The organism is Paraburkholderia sp. DD10 (assembly GCF_049177125.1).
GTDB classification, from domain to species: Bacteria; Pseudomonadota; Gammaproteobacteria; order Burkholderiales; family Burkholderiaceae; genus Paraburkholderia; species Paraburkholderia terricola.
On the sequence record NZ_CP185392.1, the window covers coordinates 2,276,672 to 2,289,481 of the forward strand.

10 protein-coding genes are annotated in these 12,810 nt (G+C 65.1%); all 10 read right to left on the reverse strand.

The features are described 5' to 3' along the window. Window positions 1-81 precede the first annotated feature (81 nt). The 10 genes from oiaK to ACOCG7_RS10430 all read right to left on the reverse strand — a co-directional run bounded on the left by oiaK (window position 82) and on the right by ACOCG7_RS10430 (window position 12,544). The gene (gene oiaK, locus ACOCG7_RS10385; protein ID WP_310315472.1) at window positions 82-1,539 is read right to left on the reverse strand and encodes a 3-oxo-isoapionate kinase OiaK; all 1,458 of its coding nucleotides are present in this window, start codon (window positions 1,537-1,539) and stop codon (window positions 82-84) included. After that, window positions 1,536-2,780, reverse strand: a complete 1,245-nt coding sequence (locus ACOCG7_RS10390; RefSeq protein ID WP_073429208.1) for a ribulose-bisphosphate carboxylase large subunit family protein — start codon at window positions 2,778-2,780, stop codon at window positions 1,536-1,538. The genes oiaK and ACOCG7_RS10390 overlap by 4 nt, the downstream gene beginning before the upstream one ends. 48 nt (window positions 2,781-2,828) lie before the next feature. Then, entirely contained in the window at window positions 2,829-3,659 is an 831-nt protein-coding gene (locus tag ACOCG7_RS10395; protein WP_421375375.1) for a phosphogluconate dehydrogenase C-terminal domain-containing protein, read from the reverse strand. Window positions 3,660-3,702: 43 nt separating this feature from the next. Then, on the reverse strand, window positions 3,703-5,073 hold the full coding sequence (locus ACOCG7_RS10400; RefSeq protein ID WP_073429210.1) for an MFS transporter: 1,371 nt from the start codon (window positions 5,071-5,073) through the stop codon (window positions 3,703-3,705). A 10-nt stretch (window positions 5,074-5,083) separates the two neighbouring features. After that, entirely contained in the window at window positions 5,084-7,084 is a 2,001-nt protein-coding gene (apnL, locus tag ACOCG7_RS10405) for a D-apionate lactonase (protein ID WP_083080949.1), read from the reverse strand. Beyond that, window positions 7,081-8,190, reverse strand: coding sequence for a Gfo/Idh/MocA family protein (locus ACOCG7_RS10410; protein ID WP_083080950.1), 1,110 nt, complete (start codon window positions 8,188-8,190; stop codon window positions 7,081-7,083). Before ACOCG7_RS10410 ends, apnL begins: the two co-directional genes overlap by 4 nt. Window positions 8,191-8,193: 3 nt before the next feature. After that, window positions 8,194-9,261 (reverse strand): ABC transporter permease, encoded by a 1,068-nt coding sequence (locus ACOCG7_RS10415; protein WP_083082903.1) that lies wholly within the window; start codon window positions 9,259-9,261, stop codon window positions 8,194-8,196. A 68-nt stretch (window positions 9,262-9,329) separates the two neighbouring features. Continuing rightward, on the reverse strand, window positions 9,330-10,892 hold the full coding sequence (locus ACOCG7_RS10420) for a sugar ABC transporter ATP-binding protein (protein WP_073429213.1): 1,563 nt from the start codon (window positions 10,890-10,892) through the stop codon (window positions 9,330-9,332). Further along, window positions 10,889-11,545, reverse strand: coding sequence for a DUF2291 family protein (locus tag ACOCG7_RS10425; protein WP_244745304.1), 657 nt, complete (start codon window positions 11,543-11,545; stop codon window positions 10,889-10,891). The genes ACOCG7_RS10420 and ACOCG7_RS10425 overlap by 4 nt, the downstream gene beginning before the upstream one ends. A gap of 60 nt (window positions 11,546-11,605) precedes the next feature. Next, window positions 11,606-12,544 carry a D-ribose ABC transporter substrate-binding protein gene (locus ACOCG7_RS10430; RefSeq protein WP_083080953.1) on the reverse strand — a complete coding sequence of 313 codons (939 nt, stop codon included), beginning with the start codon at window positions 12,542-12,544 and terminating at the stop codon, window positions 11,606-11,608. Between the last annotated feature and the right edge of the window lie 266 nt (window positions 12,545-12,810).

The following is a 12,810-nucleotide window of genomic DNA, read 5'->3' on the forward strand; positions in this document are numbered from 1 at the left end:
GCGAGGACAGCGCGGAGCATGATCCGGCGAGAGCGGCAGCCTGCGACGCAACCGCTCTCTCGCTCGACACGCGCCCGAACGTTATATCGCCGACACGCGCCCTTCCCTGACCGCGCCGAAGAACGCGGCATCGCCGATCTGCCCGCCTTTCAGCACGATTTGCAGACCATCGCGCCGCGGTTCGGCGGACCATGCGCGGCACAGCGGCGCGCCAGGCGCGAGCCCTGCCACGACGCTCAGCGCATCGATACCCAGCGCGCTCGCCACCTCGCCGGAACTGTCGCCACCCGCGACCACCACGCGCGTCAGCGCGACGCTATCGAGCAAGCGCCGCATCACCTCGGCCAAGGCACGCCCGACCTGGCGCGCCGCATCGTGCCGCGCGAGTCCGGCGGCGCACGCAATGGCGTCGAAGCCGCTTACCGCCGGATCGTCCGGCCCTTCGGCGCTATGCACGATCACGCTGACGCCACGATTCAACGCCTGCGTGGCCGCCATCACGACGCGTTCGATCTCGGCGGCGCCGTCGCGCGAATCGAGCGCCCTCGGCAAATCGAGGCGCTCGGTGTGAAAACCGTGCGCGCGCGCCCAGCCGATTTGCGCGGCCGTCACCGGCGAGCAACTGCCGCTCACTGCCGCAATCGCCTGCACGGGATCGGCGACCGGTAGCGACGGCGTCGGCGGCAACAATCCACACGCGCGCCAATGCGCCGCCAGCGCGTATTGCAGACCCGACGACGACGCCGTGAATATCCCGCCGCCACGCTGCTCCCAAACCAGACGCCCTGCCGCAGCCAGGGTCGCTTCGTCGAGCACGTCGATCAGGACGACCGGCGTGTCGGGCGCACTCAGCGCTCGCACTCGCGACGCGACATCGGCGCCGCGCAGTTGAAGCATGTCGATCAGTTCGATGCGCCGCGCCGTTTGCCTCGCGAGATGCAGGCGAAGATCGGCCTCGTTCATCGGCGTGACGGGATGCCGCGACATGGTCGGATGCCGGTCGAGCCGGTAGCCGACGCCATCCACGGCGGCGAACAGGTTGCCGAACATCTGATAACGCTTCAGGCGCGGTGCGCCGATCACCATCGGCGACCAGTGGCCGGGGCTATGCCTGACGCCGATGTCGATCGCGCGGCCGATCGACCCGACCTCGGCGGACGAATCGAAGGTCGAGCACACCTTGTATTGCAAAATCGGCGCACCGAGCGCGGCGAGGCTTGCAAAGGCATCCGCAAGCTCGTCGTCCATCCATGCGCTCGAACGTCCACGCGACGAACCCGCCATGCCCACGCAGCGCACTTCGGGAAAACGCGCCAGCAACTCGCGCGTCGGCTTTTGCAGACACAGCACGGTCGGCACGCCGGCGGCTTGCATGGCTTCCATCGCGTCCGTCGAGCCGGTGAAGTCGTCGCCGTAATAGGCGAGCAGCAACCCCGCGGGCCACGCTGTCGCGTTCGTCGCGTTCGTCGCGTTCGTCGCGTTCGTCGCGTTCGTCGCGTTCGTCGCGTTCGTCGCGTTCATCGGCTCGGTCCCGTTCATTTCCAGAACTCCAGCGCGGCGTTCAGTGCCGGATGCCTCGAAGCATGCTGCCTGAGCGGCACGCCTTCGATCGCCGCGACCCACGCCTCGCGCAACGCCTCGACGCCCGCCGCCACGCCGCCCGGATGACCGAAGATGCCGCCGCCCGCCGTATGAATCAGATCCGCGCAGCCGATCGCGGCGTAGGTGTCCGCGGCCTGCAAGCCGGTCTGCCCCGAACTGAACACCGGCATCGCGGACATCGGCGCTTCGGGCATCACCGGCGCGAGCACCGCGCGCGCGGCGGCGATCACGCTGTCGTCGGGCTCGCTGAACTTGTTGCGCAGCCCGTTCACATGCAGATGATCGGCGCCCGCAAGACGCCAGATCATTTGCCACGGCGCGTAGTCCCAACCCAATTCGGCGCAGCGCGACAGATAACCCCAGCCGGCGCGATGCGCGTGAATCGGCAACTGCGCGTGTCGCCGCAATTCATGCATGCCGACCAGACCGATCGAGTTGAGCACCGCCATCACGCAGGTGCCGCCCTCGGCCAGCACGAGATCATGACGACGACGCATCTGATCGAGATCGCCCGTCAGGTTGAACGCGACCATCGCCTTCTTGCCGGTGCGATCCGCTTCCGCGTTGACCACGCGCATCACGGCCCGCACCCGTTCGTCGAACGGACAATGCGGACCGTCGGCCTGCAATTCATCGTCCTTGATGAAGTCGATGCCGCCCGCGACGAGTTCACGCACCTGCTGCGCCGTCTGCTCCGGCGACAAGCCGACGCTCGGTTTGATGATCGTGCCGATCAACGGGCCGCGCGTGACCCCGCTCAGCCGCCGCGTGCCTTCGATACCGAACGCGGGCCCCGGATACGCGGAGGCGAACGACGGCGGCAATGTCAGCCCGGTCAGGCGCAAGCCCGACACCTGCCGCAGTTCGAACAGATTGCCCGCGATGGTCGACAGCAGATTCGGCAAGGACGCACCGAGGTTTTCGATCGGCCACGACAGTTCGAGCGTGCAACGCGTATAGCGCTCCGACACGATTCCGCCGGCGAGGCTCGGCCGGCCGACCGTCTCCAGCACCGTCAAACCTTCGACGCGCGCGCCCGAGCGCGCCTTCAGTTCGGGCGTTTCGTTGGGCAACGCGACAAAGGTGCCGCTCGACTGCTCACCCGCGATCACGTCGGCGGCGCGTTGCGGATCGTCGCCGGTTTCGAGCCAGTAAGTGGCGTGGATGCGTTCGCTCACGATATCAATCCCTGTTTGGCAATCGGCAAGAAGGCACACGTTTTCATGTCAGGTGATCCGGCGAATGCTCTCGGCGATTTCCGCGCGGTCGAACACGTTCTTCCAGTCGTCGCGCATCAGCCGCGGCTTGCCGAATTCGATCGCCTTGTTGCACGCATCGGAGAACGCGCCGGGAATTTCGTTGAAGATTACCGCGCTCAGGATGTTCATGTGCCCGAGCAGAAAATCGCGCGCCGCCTCTTTCGGCACGCCCCGTTTCACGGTCTCGTCCATCGCTTCGCGCATCACGTACAGCAGCGTCGCGCAAATCGTTTCCGACAGGCCGGGTTCGAGCAGCGCCATCTGGTCGACGCTCAAACGATACGAGCGCAGGATCGGCGCGTAGATCACCTTGGCCACGTCTTCACCGAGGTCGAACGCTTCTTCCGGGCCTTGCATCAGCGCGCTGGTGATCGACTGCTTCGCGTATGCGCCGCCGAAGAAATCGCGCCGCGCCTTCGGATCGGCTTCGTCGTTGAAAATCAGCGGATGACACGGATGCGCGACGAAATACGTGAGGTCGTCGCGCTTGGGCAGGTGGCCGGCGAACGGCGCGGCGGCGTCCAGCGTCATCACCATCGTGCCGGCCGGCAGCCTCGGCGCGATCTCGTGACTGAGCTTGCCGATCAGCGTGTCGGGCACCGCGAGGATCACCACCTGCGCGCCGTCGAGCGCGGCATCCGTTGACACGCAGTCGACGTTCAGTTCTTCCTTGAGACGCTTTTGCCCCGCCTCGCTCACCTCGACGTGCGCGACGCGGTAGTCGGACTTCAGCAGATTGCTGGTGAGGCGAAAGCCCATCTTTCCGCCGGCGCCGAACAGTGCGATCTTTTCTTTCATGGTGCGAACTCCTTGCATGGATTCATTGAAAAATTGGTGGCGATCAGCTCGAATGCGATTGCGGCTCGAGCGTGACGGGCGCGATGCCGTCGCCGGGTTTAGGCAGGCGCGCTCTGCTGCAGAACGCGAAGGCAAGCCCTGCGCTCATCAGCATCAGCACGCCGACCACGAACATCGGCGCGTGATACGAGCCGGTCGCATCCTTGACGGCGCCCGTGACATACGGCGCCATGAAGCCGGCCAGATTGCCGATGGTGTTGATCAGCGCGATACCGGCCGCAGCGGCCGCGCCCGAGAGAAAACGCGCGGGCAGCGCCCAGAAATTCGGCAGCGCGGAAAAGATCGCGCATGCGGTGACGGTGATCACGGCGACGGTCGCGGCGGGCGATTGCATGTACAGCGCGACGGGAATGCTCGCCGCGCCGATCAGTGCGGGCACGCCGATGTGCCACGCGCGCACGCCGTGCTTCGTCGCATTGCGGCTCCACAGATACAGTGCAAGCGCGGCGGGCAGATACGGAATCGCGGTGATCAAACCCTTCTGGAACACGTTGAAGTGCGTGCCGAACTGGCCTTCGAAGCCGCCGATGATCGTCGGCAGGAAAAAGGCGAGCGCGTAGAGTCCATAGATCAGGCCGAAGTACATCAGCGCGAACATCCACACGCGGCCGCTTCTGAATGCGGCTCGCGCATGCATCGAATGCTGTGTCGACGCATTGGCGCGGGCCCGTTCTTCCGCTTCGAGTTCGGCGGTGAGCCAGGTTTTCTCGGCGGCGGTCAGCCAGCGCGCCTGTGAGGGCCGGTCGGCGAGATAGAACCACGCCACCACGCCGACCACGATTGCGGGCACCGCGACGCCGAAGAACATCACGCGCCAGCCGGCCAGCCCGAAGAGGCCATGCGCCTCGATCAGCAACGCGGCCACGGGTGCGCCGATCACGATGGTCAGCGGCTGCGCGAGATAGAACAGCGCGAGAATATGGCTGCGATAGCGCGACGGCACCCACATGCTGAGGAACAGAATCGCGCCCGGGAAAAAGCCCGCCTCCGTCACGCCGAGCAGAAAGCGCAGCGTGTACAGGCCGGGAATGCTGCTAACCCACGTGAACAGCAACGCGACGATGCCCCACGACACCATGATGCGAGCGAGCCAACGACGCGCGCCGAACTTGTGCAACGCGAGATTGCTCGGAATCTCCAGCACGATGTAGCCGATGAAGAACACGCCGGCCGCGAGACCGAATTGCGCGGCGCTCAGCGCGAGGTCCTTCGTCATGCCGTTCGGGCCGGCAAACGAGATTGCCGTGCGGTCGAGAAAATTGATGAAGAACATCAGCGCGACGAACGGCACGAGGCGGATCGACACCTTGCGGATAGCCGATCGTTCGATGGGGTCCACGGTTACGGTTTGCATCTCACATCTCCTATCGGTCGCGGGCGGCAGGCATCGGCTGCCCGAAAGGTGTCGGCCCGGAAGCTATCTGCATGCAGGCGAAGGGTTTGAGCGACAACACGCTGTCGCTCACGAGGCTCAGCCGGTCCACTGGAATTCGCCCGCCTTGCGCCGCGTCGAACGACGCTTCGTCGAGCGTGGATAGGCTCATGTCAGCCGCCACGCTGCCGCCGCTGAACGTCAAGCACACCGTGCGTTGATCCGCGGTGAGGTTGGCGACGATCAGGCGCATGCGTCCCTGCGCATCCCGCGCGCCGAAACACGCGACCTCACGAGGACTCGCCGCGCGGCATGGCAAGCGGGTCGCTCCGGCCATCCGCGCCATCGCGGCGGCGACATGAAACATCGGATAGCGCGCTGGAGCGGACGCGGCATCCACCAGGCCGCGCGGCCCCGTCAGCGCGCCGAGGGTCAGGCATTCGAGCGCCGCGCCTTCGAGCGCCGTTGCGTAACCGGCCAGCCACGCTGCGCCGAACAGACCGCGCTGACGCGGGTCGTCGCCGGCCATCGCCACGCGCTCGCCGCGCGGATTCGGCATCACGCGCGAACCGTACGGGTTCTGCCGCATGCCGATCGAGACCGGGCCGATCGCATACGGCTGCGCGCCGATCAGCGCGCGACAGGAACGCGTGATGTGCGGAATCGCTTCGAGCGTTTGCATGACGCTGCGGTCGTCGGCTGCGTGAACGATGGGACAGGTTGCATGCGTGACCCAATCGACCCGTTCCAGCGGCGGGCGCTTGCGATTGAGTTCCGTGAAGTAGCTCAGCATGCCGCCGCCTAGACGCAAGCCGGGAAACGCGCGGCGTGCGGCGCGGTAAACCTCGTCGAGCGGCGGGCACGGCGGGCTGATGCTCCCCGGCGGGTTCGACTGCCGGTGCACGGACGGACTAACGACAATGCCTGTCAACTCGAGTCCGGCTTCCTGAATCCGCGCCGCGATCCATTGCAATTCCTCTTCGGGCGCGGCCACGCCGGGCAGCGCGCATTCGAGCACCGCGGGGAGCGCGGCGCGGCGTTGCAGTTGCGCGAACCGCGCGAGTTCCGCAGGACCGTGACCGGCGACGGGATCGAAGTGCAGCGTCAGACGCTGCGGCGCGAGTTCGGCCAGCAATGACAGATTGGCAAGCGTCGCGTCGATCTCGTCGGGCGCGATCGTCACGCCGAGTTTGGGCATCGGCTCGTCGATGCCGCGCAAGTCGATCAGGATTTCGCCGTGGCGTGGCGACAGCGCCGCTACCGCGTTCAATTCGGGCGGCGCACCGTCCACTTCGACACGTATCGACTGCTCGCTCGTCGAGCCCTTTTCGATCGTGTAGGGCCACGGCAGTTCGAGCGGACGCGAGTAGGTCTTGAACGATGCATCCGACCAGTTGCGTTGGTCCTCCATCTCGAACACGTCGCCGGTGAAAGCGCAGCGCACCGTTGCGCCGGACGCAAGCGCATGCTCGATCGCGCGGATGTGCTTGAACGGTTGCCACGGATCGATCGACGCCGGGAACGACGATGTCTCGATCGTGCCGTCGTCGTGCGTGACGCGCGCCGCCGCGCCCGCGATGCCCTCGATCGGATGCAGAACCACGAAGCCGCAGCGCGCCGCGAGAAAGTCCGTTTGCGCGGTGGCCCGGGCGCTGCATTCGAACGCACCGTCGGCGTCGCATGCGATCAGGACCGTGTAGGTCAGTACATGGCCCTCGGGATTCACGCAGCGCGCGGCGTACGAGACATGGAAGCCCCGCGCACGCGGCTCGATTTCGACGTCGCGAATCTCCGGCCGGCAAGTGCCCCAATCCCGATCGCGCACGAGCCAGCTAATCGCACGAACGACTTCGGTGCCGCCGTGGCGAATCTCGCGCAACGCGCCGTCGATGAAAAGCGCCGACCACGGGCCGGCCGTCAGCGTCTGCGCTGTTGGCTCGATCTGCGAGGTGCCGTAGTAAATATTCGCAAGCGTGCGATCACGGCTATTCATCGCGGCACCGCATCGGAGGAACTGAACGTGAGCGCATGCGCTGCCTCGTCGAGCGAATTCAACGCGACCGTTCGGCCTTCACGCGCGGAAAGGTATGCAGCCTCGACGAGCGCAAGCGTCTTCAGATTGTCGCGGCCGCTCGTTTGCGGTTCGCTTCCGTTGTTAAGGCAAGCGATCCAGTGACGCTGAATGTTCAGCACGCTGCCCTGAATCGCCCCCCACGGCGCGCTGGCCCAGGCCAACGGCGGCGGCGCCACCGTTTCGGTGCGCGTGCCGTCGCGGTTGTGAATGTCCAGCCGGTAGTCCGCCGACAGGCGCAGCGTGCCGTCCGCGCCATCCACTTCGATCAAGGTCTGTGGGAACAGCTCGCGCGCCTGGCGCGACGCGTAGCTGCAATCCACCACGCTCGTCACGCCGCTTTCGTGTGTGAGCAGCATGGTCGCGACGTCTTCACCGGCAATCGCCGGGTTCACGCGCGAGGTCGCCGCGGTGAGACGTGTTGCATCGCCGAACAGAAAGCGCGCGATGTCGAGAATATGAATGCCCAGGTCTTCCACGATGAAGCGTTCGTTTCGCGCGAGATACGGTTGCCCGCTGAATACGTCGAACGCTGAACGAAACGACACCCGGCCCCAGAACGGCGCGCCGATCGCACCGTCGCGCAGCGCGCGGCCCACGGCCTGAATCGCCGGCTGCCAGCGAAAATTTTCGTGGACCATCAGCGGCACGCTAGCGCGCTCGCATGCGGCGACCATCGCGCGGGCATCGGCGAGCGTCAATGCGAACGGCTTCTGGCAGATCGCCGCGACGCCCGCTTGCGCAGCCAACTCGACCAGCGAACGATGACTCGGCGCGGTCGTCGCGATGTCGACGAAATCCAGTTGCTCGGCGCTAAGCATCGCCGCGGCGTCCGTGTATAGACGCTCGATACCGAACGCTTGTCCTGCCGTGTTCAGCCGCTCGCTATCGGCATCGCACAGCGCGACGATCTCCACGCCGTCGATGTCCCGCCATGCATGCAGATGATTGCGCGAGAAGAAGCCGCATCCGATCACCGCCCCTTTGAAGCGCTGTGCCGTTTTGTTCGTTGCGTCCGTTGCACTCATCGCTCACGCTCCCGTCGCCGCCTGCTTCTGCAACGCGAAGCGCTGCTGCACCCGCCGCTGTATCTGATCGACCACCACCGCCGCGACGATCACCACGCCCTTGATGACGGTCTGCCAGAACGAGCTGACGCCCATCATCACGAGCCCGTCGGACAAAATGCCGATCACGAACGCGCCGATAATCGTGCCGCCGATCCTGCCGCGCCCGCCCGACATCGACGTGCCGCCCAGCACGGCGGCGGCGATCGCGTTGAGCTCGAACGTCTCGCCGCTCAACGGATGCGACGCGACCAGTTCCGACGAAATGATCAGCCCGACAATCGCCGCGCAAAAACCCGAGAACATATAGACGAACATCTTCACGCGATTCACGCGCACGCCGGAGAGTTGGGCCGCGCGCTCGTTGCTGCCGATCGCGTAGATCTGCCGCCCGAGCGGCGTGCGTGCCGCGAGATAGGCCGCGAATGCGCCGACCACGACGAGCAGCCAGATCGTGAGAGGCATGCCGAGAAGGGATGAACTGCCGAGAAGCGGAAAGCCGGTGGTGCCGTAATCGGGGTTGCCGGTCAGGTTGGGGAACGTCTCGCCGCCCGACGACAACAAGGCCGCGCCGCGCGCGATATACAACGTGCCGAGTGTGGCGATGAACGGCGCAACGTTCAGCCGCGTAATCAGCAAGCCGTTCACCGCACCGACCGCGACGCCCGACAACAGCGCGACGCCGATCACCTCGGGCACGCTCAGATAGAGCGTGTAGCTGCTGCCGAGCGGAATGCCGTTGAGAATCAGCCCGCCCGCGATCATTCCCGACAGGCCGACGATCGAGCCGACCGACAGATCGATGCCGCCCGCCACGATGACGAAGGTCATGCCGATCGCGAGAAACGCGTTCAGCGCAACGTGACGCGACATGATCAGCAGATTCTCGATGCTCAGAAAGTTGTGCGCCGCGAACGAAAAGAAAATGACGACGGCAAAGAGCGCGATGAACGTGCGCAGCTTGAGCAGCAGTAAAAGCGGCGCTTCACCGAGGGTCGCGCCGGGCGCGGCGCTTTTGATCGCTACGGTCATGAAAAAGGTCTCCAGTCGTTCGGTCGGGCCTGCGTGTCTGGTTTGCATCATCTGCGTCACAATTCGCGTCATGCAGCGGCCAGTTGTCCGCTTGCATGCGCGTCGACGCGGTGTCCAATCGCCGATGCCGCGACGAGCGCATCCTGCGTGGCTTCGCTTGCATCGAATTCGGCCGTGATGCGCCCGTTCGACATCACCAGAATGCGATCGGACAGCGCCATCACTTCTTCGAGGTCGGACGTGACGAACAGAATGCCGAGCCCCTTCACGGCGAGATCGCGCATCACCTTGAAGATGTCCGCCTTCGCACCCACGTCGATGCCGCGGCTCGGCTCGTCCATCAGCAAGACCTTCGGCGCCGTCATCAACGCGCGCGCGATGACGACCTTTTGCTGATTGCCGCCGGAGAGCGAACTGACCGGCAGATGCCAGTCGGCCACCTTGATCGCCAGATCGCGGATGAAACGCGTGACGGCGTTGTGCTCGCGCTGCCGCTCGATGTGAAAACCCCGCGCGAAATCGGCGAGGCTCGACAGCGTCATGTTGCTGCCGATCGACAGGATCGGCAGCAACGCATCGGCCTTGCGGTCCTCGGGAATCAGCGCGAGACCCTGCGCCACGCGCCTGGCTATCGGCTTGCCGTTCAGCGGCTTGCCGGCGAGCACGACATCGCCCGTTGCATGCGGATGACAGCCGAGAATGCATTCGAAGAGTTCGGAGCGCCCCGCCCCCATCAGCCCGTAAATGCCGACGATCTCGCCCGTGTGCAGCGACAGCGAGACGTGATCCACGAGCAGGCCGGCTCCCTTGCGCGGCAGCGATACGTCATGCACGCGCAGCACTTCGGCGCCGCGTTCGTGTCCGATGGGGCGCGAAAAATCCTTCGTCTCGCGGCCGACCATCTGCCGCACGATCCACGGCACGTCCACCTCGTTCATCGGTTGATGACCGGTAATGCGGCCATCGCGCAACACGGTGATGTAGTCGCCGATACGGATCAGCTCTTCGAGCCGGTGCGAGATATAAACAATCGCGACGCCATGCGATTTCAGATCGGCGATCACCTGAAACAGCACCTCGACCTCGGCCGCGCTCAACGCCGAGGTCGGCTCGTCGAGAATCAGAATGCGCGCGTCGTGCGCCAGCGCCTTGGCGATTTCGACGAGCTGCTGCTGACCGATGCGCAGATCCTCGACCAGCGTGTCGGGGCTCACGTCGAGTTCGAGGCGCTCGAGCAGTTCGCTCACTTTGCGGCGCTGCGCGCCGGCGTCGATGTCGATGCCCGCACGCGTGATTTCGTGCGCAATGAAGACGTTCTCCGCGATCGACAGATTCGGGAACAGGTTGAGTTCCTGAAACACGATGCCGATGCCGTGACGCAGCGCATCCGAACTGCTCGCCAGTTCGATCGGCTGGCCGTCGAGAAGCAAGCGCCCCGTGCTGGGTTGCTCCGCGCCGGCAATGATCTTCATCATGGTCGACTTGCCCGCGCCGTTTTCTCCGACGAGCACGTTGACCGCGCCGCGCCGCACGCTGAAGCTCGCTTCCTTCAACGCGACCGTGCCGGGATACACCTTCGTCACTGCCTCGACCTGAAGGATCACGTCGTTGTCCACGGCGGCCGCGCTCATGGCTTGCTCCCGAGCGCGACGGCCAGCGGCACCACTTCCGGCTGCTCGCTCGCGCCGTCGTAGGAGAACGCGCCGGTGACCGTGATCGGCTGCCCTTTCAGGTCGGCGCGCGGCAACGGCTTCATCACATGCGCCGCCGCGTAGGCATTCAGCGCGGTGCCGAACCGCGCGTATTCGATCTGGTTGCGAAAATCCGCGAACGAGACGAAGTCGAGCGAATCGCGCAGCGTCGTACCCAGCACCGTCGGGCCGATATCGACGATCACGTCGGCCTTGCCGTCGCCGTCCGTATCGACGCCCACCGTGCCCTGACTCGAATCCGTATCGACCGACACGATGGTGCCCTGCACCCTGGTCGGGAAATTCCAGGGCGCGCTATCGTCCTTGCCCCGGTAGCCATATTTTTTGCCGGCCGCGTCGGGGTCGGCCTTGATCGCGTCGAGCAGCACCTTGATATCGGTCGCGCGCTTCTCGACGCTCGGCACCACTTTCGTGCTCCACATGGAGGCCACCATCGCGTTCGGATCGTAGCCCGCCGACGCGTAGGCATCGCGCGGCGCCTTCGATGCCTGGGCATCGTGCTTGACGAGTTTGCAGCCGGACAGCGCACCGCCCGCGACCAGCAGAATGGCCGCGTATACAGAAGCTCTCATGGGTGTCCTCATTCCACGCCGGAGGAAAACCGGGGGACGTGTCGCCCCCGGCAACAGGCTTTAGCGCAGCGCGAACATGTCGAGCTTGCCGGCGTTCGCCTTGGTAATCAGCGAGCAGTTGATCAACTGTTTTTCGGGCTTGCCGGTCGAACCGGTCTTCATGAATTTGTCGGCCTGCTCGACGGCTTCCGTCGCGGCCAGCGCCGCCGGTTGCAGCACCGTCGCGCGAATGTCGTTGCGCATGATCGCGTCGCGCACGTCGTTGCTGCCGTCGAAGCCGACCACGATCACGTCGCTGCGTTTGGCCGCCTTCAATGCCGCCGAGGCGCCCATCGCCATCGTATCGTTGCCCGCGATCACGCCTTTGATATCGGGGTGGCTCTGCAAGATGGTCTCCATCACGCGATACGCCTCGGTCTGACTCCAGTTCGCCGACTGCCGCTCGACCATCTTCATGTTCGGGAACTGGTCGATCACATCGTGATAGCCCTTCGAGCGGATGCCCGCGTTGATGTCGGCTTCACGTCCAACGAGTTCGACATAGTTGCCCTTCTCGCCGAGCGCCTTGACGAACGCGCGGCCGCCGAGCTGCGCGCCCTGGTAGTTGTTCGACACGATTTGCGACACGGCGATACCCGTCGCGTTGATTTCGCGGTCGATCAGGAAAGACGGAATGCCCGCGGCCTTCGCCTTGCGCACCGCCGCGATCGACGCCTCTGAACCGGCGTTGTCGAGAATGATCGCCTTCGCGCCGCGGGCGATCGCGGTGTCGATGAGATTGGATTGCTTGTTGGCGTCGTCGTCGTGCACCAGCACGATCGTGTCGTAGCCGAGCGCCTTGGCGCGCGCGTTGGCGGTGTCCGCTTCGGCCTTGAAAAATGGATTGTCGTGCGAGGGGGTAATGATCGCGATCAGGTTGGCCGCGTGTGCGGCGCCCGTCGCGGTGAAGAGCGTAATCGCGGCAGCGGCGAGCGCGACCCAGCGTTTTGAGGCCTTCATCGTCTGTCTCCTTTTATGAACGTCTGTGCACTGCAAAACCAGTCGCGGACGAGGCGTTCTTATCTTTTTCGCGCTCGTCACTTATGCCGTCATGAGGTCATCATACCAGTTAGATTTGCCGATGGAACGATGATCTCGCCAGGGGTTTTCGCCAGGATTTGGGGGGCTTGCGGGGCATGCCGGATCGGGCCGCGGGCGTCCCGGTATGCCGGTGTTTACCCGCTAAACATGCGCGAAGGCTTGCATCTCTTCGTCGGCGCGACTAA

Excerpts from the sequence above, each read along its gene's own strand:
- oiaK (WP_310315472.1), bottom strand. The coding sequence starts at position 1,539 with ATGAACGGGACCGAGCCGATGAACGCGACGAACGCGACGAACGCGACG.
- ACOCG7_RS10395 (WP_421375375.1), bottom strand. The coding sequence starts at position 3,659 with ATGAAAGAAAAGATCGCACTGTTCGGCGCCGGCGGAAAGATGGGCTTT.
- ACOCG7_RS10400 (WP_073429210.1), bottom strand. The coding sequence starts at position 5,073 with ATGCAAACCGTAACCGTGGACCCCATCGAACGATCGGCTATCCGCAAG.
- apnL (WP_083080949.1), bottom strand. The coding sequence starts at position 7,084 with ATGAATAGCCGTGATCGCACGCTTGCGAATATTTACTACGGCACCTCG.
- ACOCG7_RS10410 (WP_083080950.1), bottom strand. The coding sequence starts at position 8,190 with ATGAGTGCAACGGACGCAACGAACAAAACGGCACAGCGCTTCAAAGGG.
- ACOCG7_RS10415 (WP_083082903.1), bottom strand. The coding sequence starts at position 9,261 with ATGACCGTAGCGATCAAAAGCGCCGCGCCCGGCGCGACCCTCGGTGAA.
- ACOCG7_RS10420 (WP_073429213.1), bottom strand. The coding sequence starts at position 10,892 with ATGAGCGCGGCCGCCGTGGACAACGACGTGATCCTTCAGGTCGAGGCA.
- ACOCG7_RS10425 (WP_244745304.1), bottom strand. The coding sequence starts at position 11,545 with ATGAGAGCTTCTGTATACGCGGCCATTCTGCTGGTCGCGGGCGGTGCG.
- ACOCG7_RS10430 (WP_083080953.1), bottom strand. The coding sequence starts at position 12,544 with ATGAAGGCCTCAAAACGCTGGGTCGCGCTCGCCGCTGCCGCGATTACG.